Consider the following 24,602-nt stretch of genomic DNA (forward strand, 5'->3'; position numbering starts at 1 on the left):
CCGTCGCCACTCTACGGGCCCTCTCGGCGGACGGCTGTCGGGTGCGACGGCCTGCGGTGCGGACCGACCGAGTCTCTCCGACGCGCGGGAGTTCCTAGACCACGCCCTCTCGCGGTTCGCACGGGGCGTCTGAGCCTTTCCCAGAGCGCGGGAGTTCCTGGCAGAGCTTTCCAGCCAGGACTTTACCGATGCCAGTCTCTCCCGGCGCTCGGGAGTTCCTGCCTCCCTTCGGGGGTCTCGCCGCCATCGATAAAGAGTCAAAACAACTTAGGGCCCCCCTTACTCTTGCCTTCCGCTCGTAGGTTAGGCTAGCCTAAGGCCTACCCGGTTCTCTTTTCCGGGAAGCACACACCGAGAGGGAGGTCCCCACGTGAGCACAGCCGTTCTCACCCCGACCCAGACCGCGCTCCCGTGGCGCATGTTCAACGTCTCCGTCGTCGGACTGCGCCGCCTCTCACCCTCATTCCTCCGCGTCACCTTCGGCGGCGACGCCCTGCGCGACTTCGCCGACAACGGCCTGGACCAGCGCATCAAACTGATCTTCCCCGCCCCCGAGGGCGGATACGAGGGACTCGTCGAGGGCGAGCGCTGGTACCAGGCGCTGCGCCGGCTCCCCGAGCCGAAGCGCCCCACGGTGCGCACCTACACCGTCCGCTACGCGCGTCCCGAGGTCGCGGAGCTCGACGTGGACATCGTGATCCACCCGCCCGAGTCCCACAGCGGCCCGGCCCTGGACTGGGCCCTCAACGCCCGCATCGGGGACGAGATCGTCGTCCTCGGTCCCAACGCCCGCTACGACGGCGTCCACGGCGGTATCGACTTCAAGGCCCCGCAGGGCTCCGAGGTCCTCGTCGGCGGCGACGAGACCGCCCTTCCCGCGATCGCCGCGATCTGCGAGGGCCTGCCGGAGGACGCGGTCGGCCGCGTGGTCGTGGAGGTTCCCGACTCGCTAGACATCGGCGACCTCAAGGCCCCCACGGGAGTGGAGATCACGTGGATTCCGCGTGACGGCCACCCGCGCGGCTCCAGCTTCGTGGGCACGTTCTGCGCGGCGGCGGACGAGCTGAGCATCCCGCAGGGCGACTCGCAGTGCGCGGAGATCGACATCGACTCCGAGATCCTCTGGGAGCTGCCCGACGCCGAGGCCCGCCAGCCCGGCTACGTCTGGCTGGCCGCCGAGGCGGGCGTGGTGAAGCAGGTCCGCACGGTGCTGCGCAAGGAGCGCGGAATGGACCGCAACGCCCTGGCGCTCATGGGCTACTGGAAGGACGGCCGCTCGCTCTAGCGGCCTCTGAATCGTTCGAGGGCGGGACCCCGCTGGGTCCCGCCCTCTCTCATGCTCTACGGCCGTTCACGGGCCCTTTCCCTGAGCCGCTCTACGACTCGGGTCCTCCCTGCGCGACCAGGTCGCCGTACTCGGGGTGGCGGCCGATCCACTTCTCGTAGAACGGGCAGGCCGGCACGACGGACTTTCCGGCGGCTCGGGCCTCGTCCAGGGTCGTCTGTGCCAGGAGCCCGGCGATGCCCTCCCCTTTGCGGGCCGAGTCCACTTCGGTGTGGATGAAGGCGATCTGATGGGGCGAGTCGCGGTACTCCGAGAGGCCGACCATCTCGCCGTCCTCCCAGACCTCGTAGCGCTGGGCGTCCTTGTTGTCCACTATCTCCACGGCCATGGGGCCTCCTCTTCGGTCGGGATCCGCTGTCTACAGAATCGCGCAGGGGCCTCCGGTATTCCCCGGAAACGAAGAACCCGCCGCGGCACCGGGCCGGGGCGGGTTCTGAGCTTCGCTTGCCTACTTGACGTTGGCGGCGGCCATGTCCAGTTTGAGCTCGCGGGGCAGCTGGAAGGTCTGCTTCTCCACGACCGGCTCGAACTCCTCGACGGTGCCGTAGCCGCGCTCGTCCAGGAAGTCCAGGACCTCGCGGACGAGGTTGTCGGGGACCGAGGCGCCGGAGGTGACGCCGACGGTCGTCACGCCCTCGAGCCAGGCCTCTTCGATCTCGCTGGCGTAGTCGACCAGGTAGGACGAGTCGGCGCCGTGCTGCAGCGCGACCTCGACCAGTCGCAGGGAGTTGGAGGAGTTCTGGCTGCCCACCACGATGACCAGTTCGCAGTCTGCGGCGATGTCCTTGACGACCTGCTGGCGGTTCTGGGTGGCGTAGCAGATGTCGTCCGACGGCGGGGACTGCAGGAGCGGCAGGCGCTTCTTCAAGCGGTCGACCGTCTCCATCGTCTCGTCCACCGAGAGGGTCGTCTGGGAGAGCCACACGACCTTGGACTCGTCGCGGACCTCGATGTTCTCCACCTCGTCGGGCCCGTCGACCAACTGGATGTGCTCCGGGGCCTCCCCGGAGGTGCCGATGACCTCCTCGTGGCCCTCGTGCCCGATGAGCACGATGTCGTAGTCCTCCTTGGCGAAGCGCCGCGCCTCCTGGTGCACCTTGGTGACCAGCGGGCAGGTCGCGTCGATGGCCTTGAGGCTGCGCTCCTCGGCCTGGTCGTGCACTTCGGGCGCCACGCCGTGAGCGGAGAACACGACGACGGACCCCTCGGGGACCTCCTCGTTCTCCTCGACGAAGACCGCCCCCTTGCTCTCGAGGGTCTCGACGACGTGCTTGTTGTGCACGATCTGCTTGCGCACGTAAACCGGATCGCCGTAGACTTCGAGCGCCTTCTCGACGGTCACGACGGCCCGGTCGACTCCTGCGCAGTAGCCGCGGGGCTTGGCCAGCAGCACTCGCTTCTCTACAGGCTTGGATTCCACCCCACGATCTTAGCCGCCTGCGGCTGGAACACAAAGCCTCCCGCTAGGCTAGGGGTTGTGGACGACACCGAGACCTCCCGCCGCGGCGCCAAACCGACACGCGAAGAGCCCTGGACGGTGGCGCATGTCTCCCGACTGATCGGGCAGTGGATCGACCGCCTCGGCGAGGTGTGGGTCGAAGGGCAGATCACCCAGATCAACCGGCGGTCGGGCGCCAAGATGGCCTTCCTCAACCTCCGCGACCCCAGCCAGGAGGCCTCCCTCCAGATCACGACGTTCGCGGGCGTGCTGGACAGGATCGACCCTGCGCTGAAGGAGGGCTCGCAGGTCGTCATGCGCGCCAAGCCCTCCTGGTACGCGGGCCGGGGCACTCTTTCACTGCGGGCGGGGGAGATCCACCAGATCGGCCTGGGCGAGCTCCTGGCCCGCCTGGAGCAGCTGAAGAAGCAGCTGGCCTCCGAGGGCCTCTTCGCCCCCGAGCGGAAGAGGCCGCTGCCCTTCCTGCCCAATAAGATCGGCCTGATCACCGGGCGCAACTCCGACGCGGAGCGGGACGTCCTGCGGAACGCCACGGCCCGCCTGCCCAGCGCGCTCTTCGAGATCCGCGAGGTGGCCGTCCAAGGCGTCCACGCGGTGACCGCCGTGACCGGTGCCCTGGAGGAGCTCGAGGCGAACGAGGACGTCGACGTCATCATCATCGCCCGCGGCGGCGGTTCCGTGGAGGACCTCCTGCCGTTCTCCGACGAGACGCTCTGCCGCGCCGTGGCGGCGGCCCGCACCCCGGTCGTCTCGGCCATCGGCCACGAACCGGACAACCCGCTGCTCGACTACGTGGCGGACTTCCGCGCCTCCACGCCCACCGCCGCCGGCAAGGCCGTCGTCCCGGACCTGGCCGAGGAGCAGCAGAAGCTCGACGTCACCAGGACCCGCCTGCGCCAAGCGGTGAAGGGACTGCTGGACCGGGAGGAGAACTTCGTGGACTCGGCGCGCGCCCGGCCCGTCCTGGCTCAGCCGCAGTCCATGATCACCGTCCGCCAGGACGACGTCGACCAGCTCCTGGCGCGGCTGCGCTCCCAGACCAAGGGCCTGCTGGACCGGGCCGACGACAACCTGGAACACACCCGGGCCAGGCTGAGGAGCCTGTCGCCGCAGTCGACCCTGGACCGCGGGTACGCCATCACGCTGAACGCCGGAGACGGCGCCATCGTCCGCGACAGCGCCGAGGCCGCCGACAGGATCGAGGTCCGCCTCGCCTCCGGCAGCCTGGAGGCCGACGTCGTCACACGCATCGCCAAGGAATAGGAGAGCCATGTCCGCCGAACCGACCTACGAAGAGGCCCGCGCCGAACTCGTCGAGTGCGTCAAGAAACTGGAGGCCGGCGTCCCCACGCTCGAGGAGTCCCTCCAGCTGTGGGAGCGCGGCGAGAAACTCGCCGACCTGTGCTCCGAGTACCTCGCCGGCGCGAGGCGGAGGCTCGACGAGCGGGTCGAGGCCCGCTCGGAGGAGACCGAGGAGTAGCTCCCCGGGCCGAAAGTGTCGGCCGCACGGAGTGATCCGGCGGCCCGATCGGCGGTAGAGTCCCGGGCCTTCGGCTCGGGCGGATCTCCTAGGCGGCCTCGGCGGCGGCCTTCGCCAGCGCGGAGACGTCGCCGTCGGAGTCCTCGCCGCCGACGATCATCAGGGCGTAGCCCTCAGTGCCCTCGGCGACCCAGGTCGCGGCGCCATCGGCGTCGGGATGGACCTGCCAGTCCAGGCCCCCGGCCTCGACGGTCTCGGAGGGCTCCCCGAGCACCCCGGTGACGTTCTCGACCGGCCCGGAGGTCTGCACGAGCTGGAGCCCGCCGCCGTCGGGGGCGACATAGCCGACCCGCAGGGTCACGGAGTCCGAGTTCCGGTCCACGTCGCCGGCGATGGGCTTCCACCCCTCCGGGAGGTCGGGCTCGTCGATCACGTCGAGGCCCGCGTTCGCCGCGTCCTGGAACTCGGGGGTGGGGTCGACCTCGCGGGCCACCGGCCCGCCGAACAGGCCGTTCCACAGCGCGAAGAAGAGCCCCACGGGGACGAGCAGCACCACCAGCGACCACCACATGTCGCGCCACCGGCGATACTTCGGCCGCCGCGCCCGGCGCGGGTACTCCACGCCCTCCTCCTCGTACTGGGGACCCTTCTCGGCGTCCTCATCGAAGGCGGCGGCCTTGACTTCTCGCTCAGACATGACACTATCGTGACCGACGCGCCCCAGCCCCAGGCCACCGCCCCTGCCGGGCGTGGTCCCACCTACCTCCCCCGAAGGAGCCCGCATGATCCTCATTGCCGGAGAGAACGTCGTCGACCTGATCGCGAGCGACAACGGGCTGTTGCGCCCCGCGACCGGCGGCGGCCCCGCGAACACGGCCGTGGCGCTCGCCAAGCGCGGTATCCCGACGGCGCTGGTGGGCGCCTGCGGGAAAGACGCCTTCGGCGACGGCGTGTGGCGCCGTCACACCCTGTGCGGAGTGGACAGGAGCTGGCTGGAGCGCTCGGAGCGGCCCTCGACCCTCGCCCTGGCGACCGTCGACGGCGAGGGCCGGGCCCGGTACGACTTCTGGACGACCGGGACGGCCGACTTCGCCTGGGAGGGGAAGCGGCTGCCGGAGATCGACGCGAAGAGGTACGACGTGCTGCACTTCGGTTCGCTGGCCGCGTACCTGTCGCCGAGCGCCGACGTGATCGAGGACTGGGTGAACCGGGCCCGGCGCGCCCTGCCGATCAGCTTCGACCCGAACATCCGCCTGGCGGCCATGGGGGACGTCGCGGACGTCCGGGAGAGGACCGAACGCCTGGTGGGAATGTCGCACCTGGTGCGGGTCTCGGACGAGGACATCGCGGCCCTGTACCCGGACCGCACGGTGAACTCGGTGGCGGAGCAGTGGCTCGCGAGCGGGCCGCGCCTGGTGGTCGTGACGCTCGGGGAGGCGGGGTGCGTGGCGGTGCACCGCGACTACACGCTCACCGTGGCGGCCGAGGAGGTCGAGGTCGTCGACACCATCGGCGCGGGCGACGCCTTCACGGCGGGGCTGCTGGGGTGGCTGACCACCGCGGGCTGGATGGGACTGGACAAGCTCGACGCCTGGTCCAACCGGGAGATCGTGGGTAAGGCGCTCTCCTTCGCGACCCGACAGGCGTCCGCCGCCGTGGGCCACGCGGGCGCCCCGTAGAAAGAATCGCGGCGGCGCGGCGTGTTGCACGGGGTTCGGCGGGCGCGGACCTAGACTGAGGGCTACGCGACGCCCGGACGCCGCCTTTACGGCGGCGTCCCCTGATCCCCAGGAGGCCCCCGTGCCCGCGACTCCCGAAGAGGCCCGCATCATCGCCGAGAACGAGGTCGGCAGGTCCCCCATGCTGGAAGAGCTGTGGCGGTTGAACGCGTCGGTCGAGGAGTCGGTGAGGATCTGCCAGGCCAAGGTGGAGAGCCTCCACGCGGTGATGGACGAGGCGGAGCAGGCCCGCGGTGACCAGACCGCCGCGCTGACGTCGGCGACGGAGAAGACCGAGGCGCTGGGCGTCCTCCTGGCCGGGCACACCGTCAAGACCGAGGACCTGGCCACGGCGACCGTGGCGCAGAACCGGTCCATCGAGCAGATGCGCGAGGGCCAGGCGGAGCACTCCAAGCGGATCGACGCCCTCGGCGTCCTGATCGCCGGGCACACGCTCAAGCTCGACGAGGTCCTGCAGGGGCAGCGCGCGCAGTCCGAGCGGCTCGACCGCATCGAGGCCGCCATCGAGAAGCAGAGCTCGCACTTCGAGACCATCCTCAAGATCCAGGCCCAGCAGTCGAACCAGCTGGGCGCCCTGCTGACGCAGTCGAACTACGCCGTCTACTGACGCTCTCACCCGGAGTGCGCTCGACACTCACTCGAATCGCGCCCGACCTGCGCCTCTCGCCCGGACTAAGCCAGAGGTCGGCGCCCAGCTGTCGTCCGGCCGTCTGACGGCACGCACGCGACCACGCTCGGGCCGCGGACGCCGTCGCGCCCAGCCCTTCCTGCGAAGAGCTCTCAGGTCGGAAGCTGAATCAACGTTCTTCCCCGGCGACGGGTCCAGTCGGGCGACGGCGTGCGTCCGACCGGCTCTCGAAGACCCACCACCGGCACCCGAGTTCTCGGCATGCCGGGTGGACCGCAGCGGGGTCTCCATTGTGCCCTGCTTCTTGTCGGCGTAGGACAGAATGAGGATGAATTCATGAAAACCCATGGGACAGTTGATATTCGTTCGAACACTGACCTCTGATCCCATGTGGAGGATACGTAGATGAAGAACTGGATCAAGAAGACCGTGGTCACTGGTGCGATGGCCGTCGTCGCCAGCACCGGAGCCGTCGCGGGGACCTCGACCGCCGCCCACGCGTCCGTCGGAGACTGCACGGCCTTGATTTCCCTGGATGGCTGGGAGGTCGGGGACAAGGTGTTGAACGCCTGCCGGCTCGGCGCGGGCAACGGCTTCGGGCAGATCATGTGCCTCGCCATACTGGCTGACACCCCGATCCCTGAGGATCGCGCCAGGGAGGCTTGCGAGGCCGCCCAGTGACGGGCCGAAGCCCCGAGGCGGGAGGCGTTCGGCGCCTCCCGCCGAGGTTTCGTACTAATAGTAAATATTTACACAGTTGCGAATATCTGATTCACTGGTAGCTGTTTTCCTGTTCCACGAGACGGAAAGAGGCGCCTCAGTGAAGTCCGCTGTGCTGACCCGGCTGACACTGGCCACCGCCGGCCTGGCCCTGCTCGCCCCCGCGGGAGTGGCCTGGGCCGAGGAATCCGACACTCCCACCCAACGCGTCGAGGGCTTCGCTCCCGACGGAACCCCGTTCCACACCGACGTCCCCGTCGAGGACTCCCCGCAGGTCCAGAGCCAGGCCCTGTCCGACGCCACGGTCCACCCCGTGGAGGTCAACGGCCCCGACCAGAACCGCAATGTCCTCGTCCTTATCGGCGACGGGTACCAGGCCGGCGAGATGGGCGCCTTCGCCGAGCAGACCGACCGGATCTGGGAGTCCATGGCGTCGCACGAGCCGTTCGCGAGCTATCGCGAACTGTTCAACGTCTACCGGATCGAGGTGCCCTCCACCGACTCCGGCGTCAGCGGCGACCCGACCGAGGACGTCGTCCGCGACACCCCGCTGAACTCGAACTACTGGTGCGGCGGGATCGAACGGCTCCTGTGCACCGACACCGGGGCCGCCTGGTCGTACGCCGACCTGATCGACGGCGTGGACAACATCGCCGTCGTCGCCAACAGCGAGAAGTACGGCGGCGCGGGCTACATCGAGGAAGACATCGCCACCCTCGCCGGCGGCAACGAGCAGTCCATCGACCTGATGATGCACGAGCTGGCGCACTCCATGGGCGACCTCGCCGACGAGTACGACTACTACGCCGAGCCGGGCGACGGATCGCGCTACGACGGGCCCGAGATCGACGCCCCGAACGTCACGATCCACAGCGAGGACGAGATGCTGGGCGACAAGCTCAAGTGGCACTGCTGGATAGGGGAGGAGGACCCGAACGGCGGCCCTACCGGGGCGTTCGAAGGGGCCTACTACGCCGAGTTCGGCGCCTTCCGGCCCGCGGAGACCTCGCTGATGAAGGTCCTGGGCGCCGAGTTCAACTATCCGAGCAGGCAGGGCCTCATCGAGAAGATGTGGGCCAGCGCCGGGAGCCTGGCCGACTCGCACACCGACCGGGCCCAGATCGGGCGCGAGGTCGAGGTTGAGCTGCCAGAGATCGACACGCTCACGACGACCTGGTACGTCGACGGGACGAGGAAGTCCGACTGGGACGGCCGGACGAGCGTTCCGCTCACCTGGGACATGCGCGGGTCGGACCTGAGCGTCGTCATCACCGACGAGACCGAGGACGTCCGCGATCAGCGGACCTGCGCGACGGGATCGATCCAGGAGGAGATCTCCTGGAAGGTCACGCCGTCGCGGCGCCCGTGGTGATCCGCCCCTGACGAATCGCCGGGCCCCTTCCTCCACTTGGAAGAAGGGGCCCGGCGCGACTCTGTCTTATCCGTTGAACTCGTCCGGGTGCGGGCCGGTGCGGCCGTCGCCGTCGAGGCCGTCGATCGCCGCCAGCTCCTCCTGCGTCAGCTCGAAGTCGAACACGTCGATGTTCGCGGCGATGCGGGAGGGCGTCACCGACTTCGGGATGACGACGCGGCCCTCCTGGAGGTGCCAGCGGACCACGACCTGCGCGGGCGTCTTGCCGTGGCGGTCGGCGATCGCGACGATGGCGTCGTCGCCGAGAACCGCGCCTTTGGCCAGCGGGCTCCACGCCTCGGTCGCGATGCCGTAGGCGGTGTCGGCCGCGGCGACTTCGCGGTTCTGCATGGCCGGATGCAGTTCGACCTGGTTGACGGCGGGCACGACGCCGTCGTCCTTGATGATCCGCTCGAGGTGGTCGGGCTGGAAGTTCGACACCCCGATCGCGCGGACGCGGCCCTCCGAGTAGAGCTTCTCCAACGCCCGCCACGTCTCCTCGTAGAGGTCGTTGGCGGGTGCCGGCCAGTGGATCAGGTAGAGGTCGAGCGCGTCGAGGCCGAGCTTGGCCAGGCTCTCGTCGTAGGCTCGGAGCGTGTTGTCGTACCCCTGGTCGGAGTTCCAGACCTTCGAGGTCACGAACAACTGGTCGCGTGGGATTCCGGACTCGGCGACGGCTCGGCCCACTCCCGTCTCGTTGCCGTAGACGGCCGCGGTGTCGATGCTGCGGTAGCCCGCTTCGAGGGCGGAGGTCACGGCGGCGGTGGTCTCGTCGTCGGGGATCTGGAAGACGCCGAACCCGAGCCGGGGCATCTCGACCCCGTTGTTGAGCGTCATGGTCGGTGCTGCGTTGGTCATTCTGGCTCCTTGACGTGTGTGTTGACGGTTCACAGTATGTGACGGCGGGCCGTTCGGCGTGCCGATACCGCGCGGTCGGCCCGCGCGGCATGCCAACGCGCCCGAACGGCCCGGAGGCCGGGCCCCCGGCCGGGTCAGACCCCCACGGCCAGTTTGGCGGCGAAGGCCATCATCACCGCGCCGACCAGGCCGGTCCCGGTCGCGGCCAGCCTCCGGCGGGAGCGGAACGCCGTGGCCAGCGAGTCGCCGGCGATGATGAGCGTCGTCAGGTAGGTGACCGACAGGAGCTGGACGATCACGCCGAGGATCAGGTAGCTCAGCGCCGTCCACTCGTAGCCGGGATCCACGAACTGCACGAAGAACGCCACGAAGAACAGGATCGCCTTGGGGTTGAGCAGGCTTGCGACCAGCGCCCGGACGAAAGGACGCTCGCGCTTGCCGGTATCGGCGGGCGCTTCGGCCTCGACCTCGCCGGCGCGTATCTTGCGCACGGTGGTCCACGCCGACCGCATCAGCCCGACGGCCAGCCACGCCAGGTAGAGCACGCCCGCCCACCGCACGATGTTGTACAGCAGCGGAGCGGCGGCGAACATGGACGCCAGACCGGTGACGGTCAGGACGATGAGGATGAAGTCGCCGAGCACGACGCCGGAGGCGGCGGTGAAGCCCGCCTTGCGCCCGCGCCGAGTCGCGACGGAGAGAACGTAGAGCGAGTTGGGGCCGGGGAGGAGGATGACGAGGACGGCTGCAGCCAGGTACGTCCAGATGTCCACGATGCCGAACATGCCTCATACCTTAACCGGCCGCCCGGCAGGTCCGCCCGCCCGATTCCACCAAGTGAACCGCCGGGCCTCAGACGCGGAACGGGCCTCCCCCGAAGGGAAGGCCCGTCACACGCGGGAGCGTTCAGTACAGGCGGCCGCCCTCGCGCGAGGCGGCGTTGAGCACCAGGGTCTCCACGAGCTCGCCGTAGGAGAGGCCCAGTTCGTTGCAGCCCTGCGGCACGCCGCTCATGGGCGTCAGGCCCGGAGACGTGTTGACCTCGTTGAGCAGCAGCTCGCCCTCAGCGGTCAGGAAGAAGTCGATGCGCGCGTAGTCGCGGCAGTCGTAGGTCGCGAAGACCTTCTTCGCCACGTCCTGGATCTGCTCGGCGGTGATGCCCTCGAAACTCGGCTTCAGGTCGAACGGCTCGGGGCTGCCCAGGTACTTGGCGTCGAAGTCGAACCAGCCGTCGGCGTTCTGGTCGAGCACCTCCAGCGGGTGGGCCGTGACGACCTCGCCGTCGCGGACGACGACGCCCACCTCGATCTCCCGCATGCCCTCGATGCCCTTCTCGAGCACGAGCTTGGGGTCGACCTCCACGGCCTTCTCCACGGCGGCATCGATGTCGGCGAGGTCCTTGATCTTGGAGATGCCCAGCGAGGACCCGGCCCGCGCGGGCTTGACGAACACCGGCAGGCCCAGCTTCTCGGCCTTCTCGCGGGCCTCGGAGGCCTCGCGCAGGACCGCGTAGGGCCCCTGGCCGATCTCGGCCTGCGCGGCCAGGCGCTTGGCCACGTCCTTGTCCATGCAGACGGCCGACGACAGCACCCCGGAGCCGACGAACGGCACCTGGGCGATCTCCAGCAGGCCCTGGACCGTCCCGTCCTCGCCCCAGGGGCCGTGGAAGATCGGGAAGACGACGTCGGCGAGCGGCTCGGCGCCGGGACCCAGGTCGAGGACGACCGGCTCGCCGGAGGCGGCGGTGACCTCGGGCATCTGCTCGCCCATGGCGAACTCGGTGCCCGGCTCGAGCTCCACCCAGGCGCCCTCGCGCGTCAGCCCGATGAGGCGGACCTCGAAGCCGCGCTCGCGCAGTGCCTTGGCGGCCTGCGAGCCGGAGACGCAGGAGACGGGGTGCTCGACGCTGCGGCCTCCGAAAAGGACCGCTACGGTGGGCTTACTGCTCATGCTTGCTCCTCAGCTCCTCGGATTCGGGTTTCGTCTCGCGCGTCATGAGGGCGACGACCGCTTCACGGGGGTCGAGTCCCTCGTAGCATACCTTTTCGACCGTTTCGCAGATCGGCATTTCAACGCCGGCCTTGCGCGACAGGTCGCGGATGGACCGGCAGCTCTTGACGCCCTCGGCGGTCTGCTTGGTGACTTCGGCGGCCTCCTCGAGGGACTTGCCGAGCCCCAGCTGCTTGCCGAAGGTGTGGTTGCGCGACAGGGGCGAGGAGCAGGTGGCGACGAGGTCGCCCAGCCCCGCGAGCCCGGCGAACGTGGCCGGGTCGGCGCCGAGGTTGACGCCCAGCCGGGTGGCCTCGGCCAGCCCGCGCGTGATGAGCGTGGCCTTGGTGTTGTCGCCCATGCCCATGCCCGAGGCCATGCCGTAGGCCAGCGCGATGACGTTCTTGGTGGCGCCGCCCAGTTCGCAGCCGATCACGTCGGTGCTGCTGTAGGGGCGGAAGTAGGAGGTGGTGACCGCGTTCTGCAGCTCCACGGCGCGTTCGTGGTCGGGGCAGGCGACGACCGAGGCGGTCGGCTGCTCCTGGGCGATCTCGCGGGCCAGGTTGGGGCCGGAGACGACGGCGATGCGCTCGGTCGCGATCCCGCTGACGTCGGAGACGACTTCGCTCATGCGCCGCAGCGTGCCCAGTTCGATGCCCTTCATGAGGCTGACGACCGTGGCGTCGGGATCGATCCGCTCGGTCCACGCCGCGAGGTTGTCGCTCAGCGTCTGGCTGGGGACGGCGAGCACGACGATGCGCGCGCCGGCGAGCGCCTCGGCCGGGTCGGCGGTCGCCGTGATGCCCTCGGGCAGGTCGATGTCGGGGAAATAGTCCGGGTTGCGCCGGGTCGCGTTGACGGCTTCGACGACGCTCTCGCGGCGGGCCCAGAGGCTCACGTCGCTGCCGGCGTCGGCCATGATCTTGGCGAAGGCGGTGCCCCACGAGCCCGCCCCCATGACGGCTGCCTTCACTGGCCGCCCTCCTTGCGCTCGGTCTGTTTCTTCGTCTTCTTCAGGTTGGCGCGGTCCCACAGCGGCGGGGGGTCGCCGACGCCGCGCAGTTCGGCGAGCTGGTCGCGGACGACCTCCATGACGCGGTCGGTCATGTCCTGCATGTCGCCGTTGGTGGGGTGTTCGAGTTCGCGCCACCGGTCGAGGTCGATCTCGGGTCCGGCGGTGACGGTGACGGGCTTGCGGAAGCCGAGCTTCAGCTTGCCCTTCTCGGCGAGGGGGTCGAACAGGGCCTGTGAGCCCCACTGGGTGAGGGGGATGACGGGGGCGCCGGACTCCAGGGCGAGGCGGGCGACGCCGGTCTTGCCCCTCATGGGCCAGCGGTCGGGCTCTTTGGAGGTCGTGCCCTCGGGGTAGATGATGACGGTGCCGCCGTCTTTGAGCATGGCGATGGCGTCGCGGAGGGAGTCGGCGGCGTTGCGGCTGCCGCGGTAGACGGGGATCTGGCCGGTGGCCTTGATGATCGGGCCGACGACGGGGACTTCGACGATGGAGTTCTTGAGGAGGAAGTGGGGGTGGCGCCCGGAGTTGTAGACGTAGTGGGCCAGGGGGAGGGGGTCGAAGTGGCTGTAGTGGTTGGCGGCGAAGATGGCGGGGCCGTCGAGGGGGATGTGCTCGAGGCCGCTCCATTCGCGCTTGGTGAGGATGTTGAGACCGCCCTTGATGGCGTTGCCGACGACCTTGATGAAGGTGGTGTAGTCGTCGCCTCCCTTGCGGCGACCGCGGTACACGGGTGGTTCGGGCCTCATGTCTGCTCCTCCAGGCTCGTTATCGTCCCAAGAGACTTTAGCGGGTCGGTCGCTCCGGTGTCGGGCTCGGCCGTCCTCTAGTCGATCCTCCCACGCGTCGGGGGAGGGGCGTGTCGCGGCGTCGGGCGTGACCAGCCCGGACGCCGGGCACCCCCGGGGCTTGTCAAAACGACTCAATGATGTCATGATAGACATCAAGTTGACATCAACCCCGATGACTGGAGTTTCCAACGATGAACTGGCGTCTGTTCGGTTGGCTGGCCGCCCTGGCCGGCGGAGCTATCGTAGCGATCTGGCTCGTGTTCGCCGTCCTCGGCGCGATCGCGGGCTTCATAGGCTGGGTCCTCAAGGCGGCGTTCTTCGTCGCCATCGTGGGCGGCCTCGTCTTCCTGGGCTTCAAGGCCAAGGAGACCCTGACCGGCGGCAAGACCCGCCGCCAGCTGCACAAGTAGAAGAGGGCGCCGACTAGGGCGGCGTCCCCTATTATCCTCGCCGACTCCTCGACATAGCGGCTCCGACAGGGAATAATGGTTCACCGTGAGACCTGAACCACGAAATGTCGCCGCGGCAGGGGGAGTGCTCTGGCGGCCGGGTCCCTCCGGGTTGGAGGTGGCGGCCGTCTGGCGTCCCGATGTCGGAAACTGGTCACTGCCCAAGGGAAAGCTGGAGGGCGGTGAGCCGCTGCTCGTGGCCGCGTGCCGCGAGGTCGAGGAGGAGACCGGCGTCCCCCCGATCCCCCAGGCGTGGCTGTGCCGCGCCGAGTACGTCCTTCCCAACCGCGACGGCGACGTCCACAAGACCGTCGACTTCTGGTCCATGCGCACCGACAAGCCCGAGGCCGAGTTCGAGGGCAACGAGGAGATCGGCTCGCGCCAGTGGATTCCCCTGGGCGAGGCGTTCGTGCGCCTGACCCGCCCCCGCGATCAACTGGCGCTGCGGAGCTTCTCCGCCTTGCCGCGCGTCACCTCCACCGTCGTCCTGGTGGCCCCGGCGGAGACCGACTCCCGCGACGGGAGCCCGGCCCTGACCGCGCCGCTGTCGGAGCGCGGCCGCGACCAAGCTGTCCGCCTGGCCGGCCTCGTCTCCCTCTACCAGCCCGACAAGGCCCTCACGGCGACCGCGCGCGCCTCGGTGCAGACCGTGGAGCCGGTGGCCTCCTCCCTGGGCCTGACGGTGCTCTCGGAGACCGCCTTCGACGCCTCTTCGCACGGCCGGAACCCGGAGCGCTCCGTGGCGCGCTTGCGCCGTCTGGCGGAGGAGAGCTCGGGCGCGGTAGTCGGCGCGGAAGAGGACGTGATCGCCGACGCGGTCGCAATTTTGTCCGATGAGGACGGAATTGGGGTTCCGGATGTCTCGACCCGTCCGGGAGAGGCATGGGTGCTCGCATTCTCGGGGTCGCGCCTGGCGGGGGCCGAAAGGCTCTGAGTGGCGCATTGCCAATTCTAATGCGATCGAATTGTGCTGACTTTCAGGTAACGTCTTCGACCTGATATGGTGACGGCGCCACTGCCGCCTGCAGATCACGTATAGCGCCCAATGGCATGAAATAAGGCCCCCTGCGATCGGACGAGTCGTCCGCGCGGGAGCCTTATTCCGCTACAGTTGTCGAACGCCGGACTACCGGCGGCGCGCGGTCTTGCGCGCCGTCTTCTTGGCCGTGCGCTTCGCGGTCGTCTTCTTCGCCGCGGTCTTGCGGGCCGTCTTCTTGGCGGCGGCCTTCTTGGCCACGCGGCCGGTGGCCATCTTCTTGCGGGTCGCGGTGCCGGCCGCGGCCCGGGTGGTCTTCTTGGCGGCCGCCTTCTTAGCGGACTTCTTGGCCACCTTGGTGAGCTTGCGCTTGCCGGTCACCAGCTCCTTGAAGCCCGTGCCGGGACGGAACGCCGGCACCACGGTCTTCTTGACCTTGACGGCCTCTCCGGTGCGCGGATTGCGGGCCATGCGGGCCGCCCTCTTGCGCTTCTCGAAGACGCCGAATCCGGCGAAGGAGACCTTTTCGCCCTTGACCACCGCGCGCTGGATTTCATCGATCGCGACGTCGACGATTTCCTTGACTTGTTGGCGGTCCCCAGTGCGGTTGGCGATCCGATCTACGAACTCTGCCTTGTTCACGAAGCTTTCCTCCCATTGTGGTTGCTCATATAATCAGGCTGTTAATCGCACGTTATTCCCTTTTGAATCGGGATGCAACTGTTTCCGCGAAAAAACCGCCTGTGTCGCAAGGATTTTTTTCGTGAGGACTCCCAATTTAACGCCTGCCACGCGTAATACGGGGTTCTTCGAACAGAAAAACGGTGTCCCGCCGCCCTTTCGGGGGGCGTCGGGACACCGAGTCCATTTCGCACTGACTGCCTCCGGCGGCCCCTCGGGGCGGCCGGATCCGCCGGGCCCCTAAGGGGTCTTGGCGGGCAGGGTCAGGGGTTTCCAAGCGGGGCGGTCCTTCTCGAACTCCCCGATGGCCGATTCCTCTCGCAGCGTTAGGGCCACGTCGTCCAGGCCCTCCATGAGGCGCCAGCGGGCGAAGTCGTCGAACTCGAAACCGACGGTGCGCTCGCCGAACGCTATCCTCCGCTCGGCGAGGTCGACGGTCACCTCGGTGGCCGGGTCGGCCTCGGCTGCGGCCCAGAGCTCTTCGACGACCTCGTCGGGGACCTCGATGGTGAGCAGGCCGTTCTTGAGGCTGTTGTTGCGGAAGATGTCGCCGAAGCGGGGCGCGATGACGACCTTGAAGCCGCCGTCCTTGAGCGCCCACACGGCGTGCTCCCGCGAGGAGCCGGTGCCGAACTCGGTGCCTGCCACGAGGACCGACGCCCCAGCGTACGAGGGGTCGTCGAGCACGAAGCCCTCCTCCTCGCGCCACTCGGCGAACAGCCCGTCGGCGAAGCCGGACTTGGTGACACGCTTGAGATACACCGCCGGGATGATCTGGTCGGTGTCGACGTTGGAACGGCGCAGCGGGGCCGCGGTTCCCTTGTGCACGGAAATCTTCTCCATGGTGCGCTCCTCCTACAGGTCCGCCGGTGAGGCCAGGGTTCCCTTGACGGCCGTGGCCGCCGCGACGGCGGGGGAGACGAGGTGCGTGCGCCCGCCCTTGCCCTGCCGTCCTTCAAAGTTCCGGTTCGAGGTCGAGGCGGCCCGCTGTCCGGCCGTCAGCTGGTCGGGGTTCATGCCCAGGCACATCGAGCACCCGGCGAAGCGCCATTCGGCCCCCGCCTTGGTGAACACCTGGTCCAGGCCCTCCTCCTCGGCCTGGGCGCGGACGCGCGCCGAGCCGGGTACGACCATCATCCGCACGCCTTCGGCGACGTCCCTGTCCTGCAGCACGGCAGCGGCCGTGCGCAGGTCCTCGATGCGCCCGTTGGTGCAGGAACCGAGGAAGACCACGTCGACGGGAACGTCCTTGAGCTTCGTGCCGGCCTCCAGGCCCATGTAGGAGAGGGCGTTCTCGGCGGCGACGCGCTCGTTGGCGTCCTGGTACGTGGCGGGGTCGGGGACCGAGTCGGCCAGGGGCGAGCCCTGTCCGGGGTTGGTGCCCCACGTGACGAACGGCGAGAGATCAGCCGCGTCGATGACGATCTCCTTGTCGAAGGCCGCGCCCTCGTCGGTCTTGAGGGTGCGCCAGTACTCGACGGCCGCGTCCCAGTCCGCGCCCTGCGGGGCGTGGACCTTGTCCTTCAGGTAGGCGAAGGTGGTCTCGTCGGGGGCGATGAGCCCGGCCTTGGCGCCCCATTCGATGCTCATGTTGCAGACCGTCATGCGGCCCTCCATGCTCATCTCCTCGAAGGCCTCGCCGCGGTACTCGACGATGTGCCCCTTGCCGCCGCCGGTCCCGGCCTCCGCGATGACGGCGAGGATCAGGTCCTTGGGGCTGACGCCCTCGGGCAGGGAGCCGTTGACGGTCACCGCCATGGTCTTCGGCTTCGCCTGCTGCAGGGTCTGCGTGGCCAGCACGTGTTCCACTTCCGAGGTTCCGATGCCGAAGGCGATGGAGCCGAAGGCGCCGTGCGTCGAGGTGTGGGAGTCGCCGCACACGACCGTCATGCCCGGCTGAGTGAGCCCCAGCTGCGGGCCCACCACGTGCACCACGCCCTGGTCGGCGTCGCCGAGCGGGTGGAGGCGCACGCCGAACTCCTCGCAGTTGGAGCGCAGCGTCTCGACCTGCTTGCGGCTGGTCGGGTCCGCGATGTCGAAGAGGTTGTCGGTGGGGGTGTTGTGGTCCTCGGTCGCGATGGTGAGATCGGTCCGTCGCACGCGCCGCCCGGCCTGCCGCAGGCCGTCGAAGGCCTGGGGGCTGGTGACCTCGTGCAGCAGATGGAGGTCGATGTAGAGCAGGTCCGGTTGACCTGGAGCGGAGCGGACGACGTGGTCGGCCCAGATCTTCTCGGCCAGGGTCCGCGGTCCGGTGCCCTGTGACGTACTAGACATTTCGGAAACCAATCCTTGTATATCTCAGATTGTGGAAGGTATCGTTCAGTTTGTGAGAACCGATAGTATCAGTGGCGTCGGAGTGCTCGACAAGGCGGTCCTCATCCTGGAGGCCTGCACTAAGGGCGCGTCCCTCGCCGAACTAGTCCATGAAACGGGCCTGCCCCGTGCCACCGCGCACCGGCTGGCACAGGCCCTGGAAGCCCACGCCATCCTGCAAAGGGACCACGAAGGCCGCTGGAGGCCCGGCGTCAAGCTCGGAGAACTGGCCGGCGCGAGCGCCGACATCCTCCTGGCCAGCGCCGAACCCGTCCTCAACGTCCTGCGCGACCAGACCGGGGAGTCCGCCCAGCTCTACCGCCGCCGCGCCGACGAGCGCGTCTGCGTCCTGGCCGCCGAACGCGCCTCCGGCCTGCGCGACACCGTCCCCGTCGGGTCCGTCCTCCCCATGACGGCCGGCTCTGGTGCCCAGATCCTCCTGGCCTGGGAACCGCCCGAAGCGATCCTCCCCCTCCTGCCCAAGTGCCGCTTCAGCTCCAAGGCCCTCGCCGAAGTCCGCCGCCGCGGCTTCGCCCAGTCCGTGGGAGAACGCGAGGCGGGCGTCGCCTCCGTCTCCGCCCCCATCCGCGACAAGACCGGCCGCGTCGTCGCGGCCATCAGCGTCTCCGGCCCGATCGAGCGCATGGGCCGCCGACCGGGAGACCGCCTCGGCATGGCCGTCCTGCGCGCCGGCCAGCGACTCAGCGGCCTCTGACGCCACAGCGGCCGACCTCTCTCCCGCACTCCCCGTTTCAGGCAATGGCGCCGCGGCGGCAATGAAGACCGGACAACGAACGCCGCATCCGGGTTCTCAACGACGAGCGACCGGACTCCCCCCGACCATCCGAAACTCGTAGAGCCGGGCCCCAGGGCCCGGCTTTCCCCATTCCAAGAACCGCCCCATGGGGGCCTCGCCGCGGCAGCCGCCTCACCCGCCCCCGCGTCTGGGCGGCCCTAGTCGCCCGCCGGGCCCCGCACCACGGCCTCCGAAGTCCGCGAAGCGGGGATCTCCTCGCCGGAGACCTCCAACTCCTGGAACCTCCGCGCCGTGGACAGCACCTTCGAGTCCAGCGCCCGCACCGTGTCGTTGTAGGAGCCGACGGCCGACTCCAGGGACGACCCCAGGCGAGAGAACGACTTGGCGACCTCCCGCACCCGCGACACCAACTCCCGACCCAGTTCGTGCACCACCTGGGCGTGCTCGGCCAAACGAGCCTGACGCCAGGTCAGGGCCGCGGTCTTCAACAGCATCAACAGCGAACCGGGCGAGGCGACCACGACCCCGCGCTCGTAGGACTCCTCCAACAGACCCGGATCCGCCCGCAGAGCGGCGTCCAGGACCTGGTCGGCGGGCACGAACAGCACTACGAAATCCGCGCTGCCGGTGAACGAGTCCACGTACCGCCTCTCCGAGAGCACCAGCATGTGCTTGCGCAGCTGCTTGGCGTGCTTCACCAGCAGCTTGTCCCTCTCACGGCCCTCCTCGGACGCGATCGCCTCCAGGTAGGCCTCCATGGGCGCCTTCGCGTCGACCACGATCACCCGGTCCTCCGACAGCCGGACCACCATGTCCGGACGGGCGCCCGACACCGACACCTGAGTGTCGAAGTCGCAGTGCTCCACCATTCCCGCCGACTCCACCAACCGCTTCAACTGCACCTCGCCCCACATGCCGCGCGCGTTCGGAGCCCGCAGCGCGCCCGCCAGGCGACCCGTCTGGTCGCGCAGGTCCTCCGAAATCTCCGCCACGCCGCTCAACTGCACCCGCAACTGCGCGTACGCGTCCAGGCGGGCCTTCTCCACCTCGCCCAGATGCTCCCGGTACCGCTCCAGCGAGTCCGCCAGCGGAGACACGGCCTCCTCCAGGCGCTTGCGGGACTCCGCGGTCAACTCCGGCGAGGTCCCGCCTTCGGCCGCCAGCGCCAGACGCTCGCGCAGCCGCCCGACCTCGCGCTCTTGCCGCGACCGCCCCACGAAGAAACCGCCGGCGGCACCCGCCGCCAGGCACACCAATGCCAGGAGTACATAAGTCATACTTCACGACTTTAGACCTAAGAAATCTCATAATCCTCCCGAAGTCCGCTCCGCGACTGGCCCGCACCGGTGGCGCACGGTAATCTCGACACATGGAATTGTGGGTCTTTCTACTGATCGGAGCCGTCGCGCTCATCGCCTTCACAATGCACACCAATAAGAAGAAGGCCCAAGCGACCCTCGCCGACGCCGAGGCCGAAGCGCGTCAGCTCTACGACCGCCTCGGCGGACAGAGCATGAACCTCACCGCGCCCGGCGACAACCCCGCCGCCGGGCAGGCGCTCGCCGACGCCGGAGAGCGCTACACCGCCGCCGGGTCCGCGTTGGAGCGCGCCTCCTCGGTCGGTCAGTACCGGGCAGCCGCGCAGACGGCCATCGAAGGGCTCTACTACATCCGCGCCGGACGCGAGGCCATGGGAATGGACCCCGGCCCCGAGGTTCCGCAGCTGCGCGGCAGCCAGGGCACCGGACAGCTCAAGGAGGACCTCTCCGCCGAGGTCGACGGGCAGCGCATCACCGCGAGCCCGCGTCCCGACGACGAGAACACGCACTATTACCCGGGCGGCCGCGTCGACGGACGCCCCGTCCCCGCCGGCTGGTACTCCACGCCGTGGTGGAAGCCCGCCCTCGCGGGCGTCGCCGGGGGACTGGCCGGCGTCATGGTCTTCAACGCGCTCCTCGCTCCCGCCTATGCAGGCGGCATGGTCGAAGGTGCCGACCCAGGCGCGGCCGACGGAGACCCGACCGGCGGTGACGCTGGGGGAGAGGGCGACGCCGGAGACGGCGGCGGTGACGACTTCGGGGATATGGGGGACATGGGAGGCATGGACTTCTAGCCCGGAACGGGCCGGATCCCCGGCCTCCGCCTCCTGAGCCGGGACCTCCGGTCCGGAAGACTTCGCGACCGCCGCGCCGCTGGTGCGGCGGTCTTTTCTATGCCAGTTCTTTCTGGTAGCACTCGGCCATCCCGAGCATCCGGTATCCCATGGCCTCGTTGACCGCGACCATGTGGTCGTTGACGGTGGCATTGCCGGTGTGGACGTACCGTATCCGGGGGCGGTAGGAGCGGAGTTGCCGCTGGTTGGCGATCTTCACGAGGAGGCCCAGACGGTGCCCCCGGTGGTCGGGGTCGGCGATCGTGTCCCCTTGGCGCGCGATGAGCTCGTCGCCCGGGGCCGTTTCCAACTGGGACATGGCCGCGACGGTCCCGGTCTCTTCGTGGACGGCGATCGTCCGCAGGGACAGCAGCCCGCGCCGGCGTGCCTGGCGTTCCCGGGCGCGGACCTTTTCAACGGTGATCTCGGCGGGCTGCAGATCCATGTCGCCGAGAGGCATGTCGGTGTACATCCTGCCCTCCAGGTAGGCGATGCCCTCGGCGTACTCGTCCGGAGCCGGATCGGGGAAGGAGACGATGCGGTAGCCCTCGGCCTTGGCCAACGCCTCTCGGTAAAGCGCGTCCAGGCGGTCCTCTTTTACCTCGAGCAGGTCGACGCGGCGTACGGCGGTTTCCAGGGTCGGACCATATCCCTGGGCGGCGGCGAAGCCGACGGCGTGCCCGTCGACTCCGGAACCTTCATAGGGTTTGAGGAACCAGGAGACGACCGTGGTGCGTTCTTCTCGGCGTGCCTGGTCCTCGATGGCTCCCAGGAGGAGGCGAGCGTAGCCCTTACGGCGGTGATCGGGGTGGACTTTAACGGTCGCGCCCGCCAGGTGAGTGTTGTCGGCATCGTAGAGACGGGCCTCGGCACAGGAGACGACGGAGCCGTCCACGGAGCCCACCCAGTGGAGTCGGCGGACCTCTTCGGGCCGGGCCATGTGCCCGAGAAGCAGCTCGGCCTCTGAGGGGGTCTCGAAGTTTGCGAAGTCGTGGTCGTCGACGGTCTGGCAAAGCTCGAGCCATTGGTCGACGGTGTCGTGGTCGAGCGGGTCGAGCGCGCTGATCTCCAGTTGTCCATTGGTCATGACCGGATTCTCCCCGGAAGGGGACCAACGAGGCAATTGAATTCCTCCGGGCATGCGAAAGGCCCGGCCGGGCAGCCGGGCCTTGAAGTCCGCGAACCGGTTATCCGGTGATGTCGTAGACGTCCTCGCAGGACTGCTGCTCCGAGGGAGTCATGGAATCGTAGTTGTCCTCACAGAGCTGCTTGGCGGCCCCGAAGATCAGGAAGTACACGGCGATCGCGATGATCATGGACAGGATGCCGGTGACCAGGCCGGCGATGCCCATGCCCTTACCGGAACCGGCCTTGCTGGCCTTCACGATGCCGATGATGCCGAAGATGATCGCCAGCAGGGCCAGCACGAAGCTGATGAGGTTGATGATCGGAATGAACGCGAGGACGATCGCGATGATGCCGAGGACGAGGGCAGTGATGGCCATGCCATTACCTTGCTTGACCGGAGGCTGCGGTTGAACCATGTCCTAATTCTCCTCTGTTGAAAAGGGAGGTCTAAACGGGCATCATCAGGATACTAGAGGCCTGCCCTCGCAATGGCACCGTACTGGTGTACAAAGAGGGGTGCCGCCCCCGCGCCAGACATGAGAAAGGAAGCCTTCATGGCTTATGACAACTACGGGCAGCAGCCCCAGCCCGGCGGATACCCTCCCCAACAGCAGCCCGGTGGCTATCCGCCCCAACAACAACCGGGCGGTTATCCGCCCCAGCAGCCGGGTGCCTATCCTCCGCCTCAGCAACCCGGTGGCTATCCCCCTCCGCAACAGCCGGGAGGTTATCCTCCGCAGGGCGGCTACCCGCCGGCCGGTTACCCCCAGCCGGGCTACGGGGGACACCCGAACATGGCGATTCCGCCGCAGAGCATGCCCGGGCGAATGAAAGCGGCCGTCGTGCTGCTGTGGATTTCGTTTGGCCTGGGCATCATCGCCGTTCCGCTGCTCTTTGCCGCCATCAGCCTCCTCGAAGCGGCCGGCGGGGACGTCGATACCCTCTACGTACTCGCTCTGTTCAACATCGTCCTGCTAGTCCTCCAGCTGATCGGGCTCATCGGGGCGCACCTGCGCCAGAACTGGGGCCGACTCATGCTGATAGGTCTCTGCGTTGTCGGAACCCTCTCGCAGGTCTGGCAGCTCATTGAAATGGAGTCTCCCGGGGCGGGGACGGTCGGCATCGCGATCAACCTCCTGGCGATCATGTTCCTGGCCAACAAAGAAGCCAAGGCATACTGCGGCGCCTGATCCGCCGAGTTCTCACCCGGGGTCCGCTCTCGTAACGGGCCCCGGTTCTTCTCGTTCCGGCCGAGAGCAGAACGTGGTCGGCCCCGGTCCACTCCTCACCGCCCTCGCTCCGTTGTCGTATTGGTGTACAAAATAAGAACAGCCCCCGCGCCCGAAACGAGAAAGGAAGCCTTCATGGCTTATGACAACAACGGGCAGCAGCCCCAACCCGGCGGATACCCTCCCCAGCAGGAGCCCGGAGGTTACCCGCCCCAACAACAATCGGGAGTCCATCCGCAGCAGCCGGGCGCCTACCCTCCGCAGGGCGGCTACCAGCAGGCCGGTTACGGCGGCTACCCGAACATGCCCATACCGCCGAGGAAGATGCCCGGACGCGTCGTGACCGCCGCCGTTCTCATGTGGATCTCCTTCGGGTTCACCGCAATCGGGCTCCTGTTCCTCTTCGCCGCGGCCGGCATCCTCAGCGCGGTCGACGCCCCCGTCCCCGACGAGGTTCCCATCTTCCTCGCCATCACCGCCGTCGTCTGGGTCATCCAGCTGGTCGGGCTCATCGCACTCCACATGCGCAAGAACTGGGGCCGCATCGCCCTCATCGCCATCTGCGCGGTGAGCATTCTCAGCCTCGTGTGGCAGTTCGTCGAGAGCGACTCCGTCGGGACCGGAACGGTCAGCGTGGCGATCAACGTCCTCGTGATCGTCTTCCTGGCCAACAAGGACGCCAAGGACTACTGCAGCGAATAATGGCGTACGACGAGACTTCCCGGAGGGAGATGCCGGGGCCGCTCTTGGCGTCGGTGGTCATTCTGTGGATCTCAATTGGCATCGCTACCCTGGCTTTGGGCGGCTTTCTGGCATTCAGGATCCTGGGGGAGGCGGCCGTGCCTCCGCCAGTCCTCATGACCGCGTTCATCGGTGTGGTCCTGTGGACGGTGCAGCTGGCGGCTCTGGTAGCCGTCCACCTGAGACGGAACTGGGGGCGGCTCGTCCTCATGGTGCTCAGCCTTCTCGGCATTTTCGGTCCGTTGATTCTGATGTTCTCCGGGCTGCCGGTGATCATCGGGTTGACGGGGGTCGCAGTGAACGTCGCCGTCTTCACCATGCTCGCCCAGGAGTCGTCCGAAGCCTACTGCGACGCCTGAAACACCGAGTCCATTGCCGGGGTCCGCGCTCGCCGCGGGCCCCGGTTCCCATCTTCTATGCCAGCAGCAGAATGCAGTCGGCGTCAGTCCATCCCTCGCGGCCGTCGTATCCGCCGGAGGTGACGGTCACCGGCCAGACGTCGCCGGATTCGCTGTGGACGGTCACCTCGGTGTCCCGGGTGAGCCACACTTCGCTGCCGCTCCCGTCGGCATTCTCGGTCAGGGCGGTGAACGAGCATCCGACGACGCCCGGTGCCCCGTCGGTGGCCTGTGCCGGAGCGGATGCCAGTCCGACGGCCCCAAGGGTGGCGAGGCCGGCGGCTGCCATGGTTATCGCACGCTTCATGGTGTCTCCCATCTGTTGCGACGCATCGAAATGCGTTAG

General features: G+C 68.4%; 29 protein-coding genes. 14 read left to right on the forward strand and 15 right to left on the reverse strand.

What is annotated here, in order from left to right; all coding sequences use genetic code 11:
• The first annotated feature begins 418 nt into the window (after positions 1–418).
• Positions 419–1,285 carry a siderophore-interacting protein gene (locus ACFTE1_RS02630; protein ID WP_380618523.1) on the forward strand — a complete coding sequence of 289 codons (867 nt, stop codon included), beginning with the start codon at positions 419–421 and terminating at the stop codon, positions 1,283–1,285.
• A gap of 91 nt (positions 1,286–1,376) precedes the next feature.
• On the opposite strand, the gene ACFTE1_RS02635 is transcribed toward ACFTE1_RS02630, so the two are convergent.
• Positions 1,377–1,673: a GNAT family N-acetyltransferase gene (locus tag ACFTE1_RS02635; RefSeq protein ID WP_380618396.1), complete on the reverse strand. Its 297-nt coding sequence runs from the start codon at positions 1,671–1,673 to the stop codon at positions 1,377–1,379.
• Between the two features lie 120 nt (positions 1,674–1,793).
• On the reverse strand, positions 1,794–2,765 hold the full coding sequence (locus tag ACFTE1_RS02640; protein WP_380618398.1) for a 4-hydroxy-3-methylbut-2-enyl diphosphate reductase: 972 nt from the start codon (positions 2,763–2,765) through the stop codon (positions 1,794–1,796).
• Positions 2,766–2,822: 57 nt separating this feature from the next.
• Here ACFTE1_RS02640 and xseA point away from each other — a divergent pair, with 57 nt between their 5' ends.
• Positions 2,823–4,067 (forward strand): exodeoxyribonuclease VII large subunit, encoded by a 1,245-nt coding sequence (gene xseA, locus ACFTE1_RS02645; RefSeq protein WP_380618400.1) that lies wholly within the window; start codon positions 2,823–2,825, stop codon positions 4,065–4,067.
• A gap of 7 nt (positions 4,068–4,074) precedes the next feature.
• Positions 4,075–4,284 (forward strand): exodeoxyribonuclease VII small subunit, encoded by a 210-nt coding sequence (locus ACFTE1_RS02650; protein ID WP_380618402.1) that lies wholly within the window; start codon positions 4,075–4,077, stop codon positions 4,282–4,284.
• An 88-nt stretch (positions 4,285–4,372) separates the two neighbouring features.
• Here ACFTE1_RS02650 and ACFTE1_RS02655 read toward each other — a convergent pair whose 3' ends face one another.
• Positions 4,373–4,981 (reverse strand): DUF4245 family protein, encoded by a 609-nt coding sequence (locus ACFTE1_RS02655; RefSeq protein ID WP_380618404.1) that lies wholly within the window; start codon positions 4,979–4,981, stop codon positions 4,373–4,375.
• An 85-nt stretch (positions 4,982–5,066) separates the two neighbouring features.
• Here ACFTE1_RS02655 and ACFTE1_RS02660 point away from each other — a divergent pair, with 85 nt between their 5' ends.
• From ACFTE1_RS02660 to ACFTE1_RS02675, 4 genes are all read left to right on the forward strand, one after another.
• A complete protein-coding gene (locus tag ACFTE1_RS02660; RefSeq protein WP_380618406.1) occupies positions 5,067–5,963 on the forward strand; it encodes a carbohydrate kinase family protein in 897 nt (298 codons plus the stop codon).
• Positions 5,964–6,084: 121 nt separating this feature from the next.
• Complete coding sequence (locus ACFTE1_RS02665) at positions 6,085–6,630, forward strand: hypothetical protein (RefSeq protein ID WP_380618408.1); 546 nt, start codon at positions 6,085–6,087, stop codon at positions 6,628–6,630.
• A gap of 426 nt (positions 6,631–7,056) precedes the next feature.
• Positions 7,057–7,332, forward strand: a complete 276-nt coding sequence (locus ACFTE1_RS02670; protein ID WP_380618410.1) for a hypothetical protein — start codon at positions 7,057–7,059, stop codon at positions 7,330–7,332.
• Positions 7,333–7,471: 139 nt separating this feature from the next.
• A complete protein-coding gene (locus tag ACFTE1_RS02675) occupies positions 7,472–8,743 on the forward strand; it encodes a M64 family metallopeptidase (RefSeq protein ID WP_380618412.1) in 1,272 nt (423 codons plus the stop codon).
• A 66-nt stretch (positions 8,744–8,809) separates the two neighbouring features.
• On the opposite strand, the gene ACFTE1_RS02680 is transcribed toward ACFTE1_RS02675, so the two are convergent.
• The 5 genes from ACFTE1_RS02680 to ACFTE1_RS02700 all read right to left on the reverse strand — a co-directional run bounded on the left by ACFTE1_RS02680 (position 8,810) and on the right by ACFTE1_RS02700 (position 13,390).
• A complete protein-coding gene (locus tag ACFTE1_RS02680; protein ID WP_380618414.1) occupies positions 8,810–9,640 on the reverse strand; it encodes an aldo/keto reductase in 831 nt (276 codons plus the stop codon).
• Between the two features lie 134 nt (positions 9,641–9,774).
• Complete coding sequence (gene leuE / locus ACFTE1_RS02685) at positions 9,775–10,425, reverse strand: leucine efflux protein LeuE (RefSeq protein WP_380618416.1); 651 nt, start codon at positions 10,423–10,425, stop codon at positions 9,775–9,777.
• Between the two features lie 121 nt (positions 10,426–10,546).
• Positions 10,547–11,590 (reverse strand): D-alanine--D-alanine ligase family protein, encoded by a 1,044-nt coding sequence (locus tag ACFTE1_RS02690; protein ID WP_380618418.1) that lies wholly within the window; start codon positions 11,588–11,590, stop codon positions 10,547–10,549.
• Positions 11,580–12,587 carry an NAD(P)H-dependent glycerol-3-phosphate dehydrogenase gene (locus ACFTE1_RS02695; RefSeq protein ID WP_380618525.1) on the reverse strand — a complete coding sequence of 336 codons (1,008 nt, stop codon included), beginning with the start codon at positions 12,585–12,587 and terminating at the stop codon, positions 11,580–11,582. Before ACFTE1_RS02695 ends, ACFTE1_RS02690 begins: the two co-directional genes overlap by 11 nt.
• A gap of 11 nt (positions 12,588–12,598) precedes the next feature.
• Positions 12,599–13,390 (reverse strand): lysophospholipid acyltransferase family protein, encoded by a 792-nt coding sequence (locus ACFTE1_RS02700; protein ID WP_380618420.1) that lies wholly within the window; start codon positions 13,388–13,390, stop codon positions 12,599–12,601.
• 233 nt (positions 13,391–13,623) lie between these two features.
• Between ACFTE1_RS02700 and ACFTE1_RS02705 the strand changes: the two genes are divergently transcribed.
• A complete protein-coding gene (locus ACFTE1_RS02705; RefSeq protein WP_380618422.1) occupies positions 13,624–13,842 on the forward strand; it encodes a hypothetical protein in 219 nt (72 codons plus the stop codon).
• Positions 13,843–13,927: 85 nt separating this feature from the next.
• Positions 13,928–14,815, forward strand: a complete 888-nt coding sequence (locus ACFTE1_RS02710; protein WP_380618424.1) for an NUDIX domain-containing protein — start codon at positions 13,928–13,930, stop codon at positions 14,813–14,815.
• Positions 14,816–15,007: 192 nt separating this feature from the next.
• Here the strand turns inward: ACFTE1_RS02710 and ACFTE1_RS02715 are convergent, their stop codons facing one another.
• The 3 genes from ACFTE1_RS02715 to leuC all read right to left on the reverse strand — a co-directional run bounded on the left by ACFTE1_RS02715 (position 15,008) and on the right by leuC (position 17,812).
• Positions 15,008–15,499: an HU family DNA-binding protein gene (locus ACFTE1_RS02715; RefSeq protein ID WP_380618426.1), complete on the reverse strand. Its 492-nt coding sequence runs from the start codon at positions 15,497–15,499 to the stop codon at positions 15,008–15,010.
• 279 nt (positions 15,500–15,778) lie between these two features.
• Positions 15,779–16,381, reverse strand: coding sequence for a 3-isopropylmalate dehydratase small subunit (gene leuD, locus ACFTE1_RS02720; RefSeq protein ID WP_380618428.1), 603 nt, complete (start codon positions 16,379–16,381; stop codon positions 15,779–15,781).
• A gap of 12 nt (positions 16,382–16,393) precedes the next feature.
• Positions 16,394–17,812 carry a 3-isopropylmalate dehydratase large subunit gene (gene leuC / locus ACFTE1_RS02725; protein WP_380618431.1) on the reverse strand — a complete coding sequence of 473 codons (1,419 nt, stop codon included), beginning with the start codon at positions 17,810–17,812 and terminating at the stop codon, positions 16,394–16,396.
• Positions 17,813–17,879: 67 nt separating this feature from the next.
• Here leuC and ACFTE1_RS02730 point away from each other — a divergent pair, with 67 nt between their 5' ends.
• Positions 17,880–18,566 (forward strand): IclR family transcriptional regulator, encoded by a 687-nt coding sequence (locus ACFTE1_RS02730; protein WP_380618527.1) that lies wholly within the window; start codon positions 17,880–17,882, stop codon positions 18,564–18,566.
• 239 nt (positions 18,567–18,805) lie between these two features.
• Here the strand turns inward: ACFTE1_RS02730 and rmuC are convergent, their stop codons facing one another.
• Positions 18,806–19,885 (reverse strand): DNA recombination protein RmuC, encoded by a 1,080-nt coding sequence (gene rmuC, locus ACFTE1_RS02735; RefSeq protein WP_380618433.1) that lies wholly within the window; start codon positions 19,883–19,885, stop codon positions 18,806–18,808.
• Positions 19,886–19,977: 92 nt separating this feature from the next.
• On the opposite strand from rmuC, the gene ACFTE1_RS02740 reads away from it, so the two are divergent.
• A complete protein-coding gene (locus ACFTE1_RS02740) occupies positions 19,978–20,721 on the forward strand; it encodes a hypothetical protein (protein ID WP_380618435.1) in 744 nt (247 codons plus the stop codon).
• A 97-nt stretch (positions 20,722–20,818) separates the two neighbouring features.
• Here ACFTE1_RS02740 and ACFTE1_RS02745 read toward each other — a convergent pair whose 3' ends face one another.
• Positions 20,819–21,847, reverse strand: coding sequence for a GNAT family N-acetyltransferase (locus ACFTE1_RS02745; protein ID WP_380618437.1), 1,029 nt, complete (start codon positions 21,845–21,847; stop codon positions 20,819–20,821).
• Between the two features lie 100 nt (positions 21,848–21,947).
• Complete coding sequence (locus ACFTE1_RS02750; protein WP_380618439.1) at positions 21,948–22,265, reverse strand: hypothetical protein; 318 nt, start codon at positions 22,263–22,265, stop codon at positions 21,948–21,950.
• 177 nt (positions 22,266–22,442) lie between these two features.
• Between ACFTE1_RS02750 and ACFTE1_RS02755 the strand changes: the two genes are divergently transcribed.
• The 3 genes from ACFTE1_RS02755 (at position 22,443) to ACFTE1_RS02765 (ending at position 24,217) form a co-directional block, all read left to right on the forward strand.
• Complete coding sequence (locus tag ACFTE1_RS02755) at positions 22,443–23,078, forward strand: hypothetical protein (RefSeq protein ID WP_380618441.1); 636 nt, start codon at positions 22,443–22,445, stop codon at positions 23,076–23,078.
• Positions 23,079–23,252: 174 nt separating this feature from the next.
• Complete coding sequence (locus tag ACFTE1_RS02760; RefSeq protein WP_380618443.1) at positions 23,253–23,819, forward strand: hypothetical protein; 567 nt, start codon at positions 23,253–23,255, stop codon at positions 23,817–23,819.
• Positions 23,819–24,217 (forward strand): hypothetical protein, encoded by a 399-nt coding sequence (locus ACFTE1_RS02765; RefSeq protein ID WP_380618445.1) that lies wholly within the window; start codon positions 23,819–23,821, stop codon positions 24,215–24,217. Before ACFTE1_RS02760 ends, ACFTE1_RS02765 begins: the two co-directional genes overlap by 1 nt.
• A 55-nt stretch (positions 24,218–24,272) precedes the next feature.
• On the opposite strand, the gene ACFTE1_RS02770 is transcribed toward ACFTE1_RS02765, so the two are convergent.
• Positions 24,273–24,563, reverse strand: a complete 291-nt coding sequence (locus tag ACFTE1_RS02770) for a hypothetical protein (RefSeq protein WP_380618447.1) — start codon at positions 24,561–24,563, stop codon at positions 24,273–24,275.
• Between the last annotated feature and the right edge of the window lie 39 nt (positions 24,564–24,602).

The sequence above is a fragment of the Salininema proteolyticum genome (assembly GCF_042685645.1).
Classification (GTDB): Bacteria; Actinomycetota; Actinomycetes; order Mycobacteriales; family Micromonosporaceae; genus Salininema; species Salininema proteolyticum.

Coding starts and splice junctions, on each gene's coding strand:
- ACFTE1_RS02680 (WP_380618414.1), bottom strand. CDS start 9,640: ATGACCAACGCAGCACCGACCATGACGCTCAACAACGGGGTCGAGATG.
- ACFTE1_RS02745 (WP_380618437.1), bottom strand. CDS start 21,847: ATGACCAATGGACAACTGGAGATCAGCGCGCTCGACCCGCTCGACCAC.
- ACFTE1_RS02655 (WP_380618404.1), bottom strand. CDS start 4,981: ATGTCTGAGCGAGAAGTCAAGGCCGCCGCCTTCGATGAGGACGCCGAG.
- ACFTE1_RS02635 (WP_380618396.1), bottom strand. CDS start 1,673: ATGGCCGTGGAGATAGTGGACAACAAGGACGCCCAGCGCTACGAGGTC.
- ACFTE1_RS02740 (WP_380618435.1), top strand. CDS start 19,978: ATGGAATTGTGGGTCTTTCTACTGATCGGAGCCGTCGCGCTCATCGCC.
- ACFTE1_RS02630 (WP_380618523.1), top strand. CDS start 419: ATGTTCAACGTCTCCGTCGTCGGACTGCGCCGCCTCTCACCCTCATTC.
- ACFTE1_RS02700 (WP_380618420.1), bottom strand. CDS start 13,390: ATGAGGCCCGAACCACCCGTGTACCGCGGTCGCCGCAAGGGAGGCGAC.
- ACFTE1_RS02695 (WP_380618525.1), bottom strand. CDS start 12,587: ATGGGGGCGGGCTCGTGGGGCACCGCCTTCGCCAAGATCATGGCCGAC.
- ACFTE1_RS02690 (WP_380618418.1), bottom strand. CDS start 11,590: ATGAGCAGTAAGCCCACCGTAGCGGTCCTTTTCGGAGGCCGCAGCGTC.
- ACFTE1_RS02750 (WP_380618439.1), bottom strand. CDS start 22,265: ATGGCCATCACTGCCCTCGTCCTCGGCATCATCGCGATCGTCCTCGCG.
- ACFTE1_RS02765 (WP_380618445.1), top strand. CDS start 23,819: ATGGCGTACGACGAGACTTCCCGGAGGGAGATGCCGGGGCCGCTCTTG.
- leuC (WP_380618431.1), bottom strand. CDS start 17,812: ATGTCTAGTACGTCACAGGGCACCGGACCGCGGACCCTGGCCGAGAAG.
- ACFTE1_RS02755 (WP_380618441.1), top strand. CDS start 22,443: ATGGCTTATGACAACTACGGGCAGCAGCCCCAGCCCGGCGGATACCCT.
- ACFTE1_RS02660 (WP_380618406.1), top strand. CDS start 5,067: ATGATCCTCATTGCCGGAGAGAACGTCGTCGACCTGATCGCGAGCGAC.
- ACFTE1_RS02650 (WP_380618402.1), top strand. CDS start 4,075: ATGTCCGCCGAACCGACCTACGAAGAGGCCCGCGCCGAACTCGTCGAG.
- leuD (WP_380618428.1), bottom strand. CDS start 16,381: ATGGAGAAGATTTCCGTGCACAAGGGAACCGCGGCCCCGCTGCGCCGT.
- ACFTE1_RS02670 (WP_380618410.1), top strand. CDS start 7,057: ATGAAGAACTGGATCAAGAAGACCGTGGTCACTGGTGCGATGGCCGTC.
- rmuC (WP_380618433.1), bottom strand. CDS start 19,885: ATGACTTATGTACTCCTGGCATTGGTGTGCCTGGCGGCGGGTGCCGCC.
- ACFTE1_RS02705 (WP_380618422.1), top strand. CDS start 13,624: ATGAACTGGCGTCTGTTCGGTTGGCTGGCCGCCCTGGCCGGCGGAGCT.
- ACFTE1_RS02760 (WP_380618443.1), top strand. CDS start 23,253: ATGGCTTATGACAACAACGGGCAGCAGCCCCAACCCGGCGGATACCCT.
- ACFTE1_RS02770 (WP_380618447.1), bottom strand. CDS start 24,563: ATGAAGCGTGCGATAACCATGGCAGCCGCCGGCCTCGCCACCCTTGGG.
- leuE (WP_380618416.1), bottom strand. CDS start 10,425: ATGTTCGGCATCGTGGACATCTGGACGTACCTGGCTGCAGCCGTCCTC.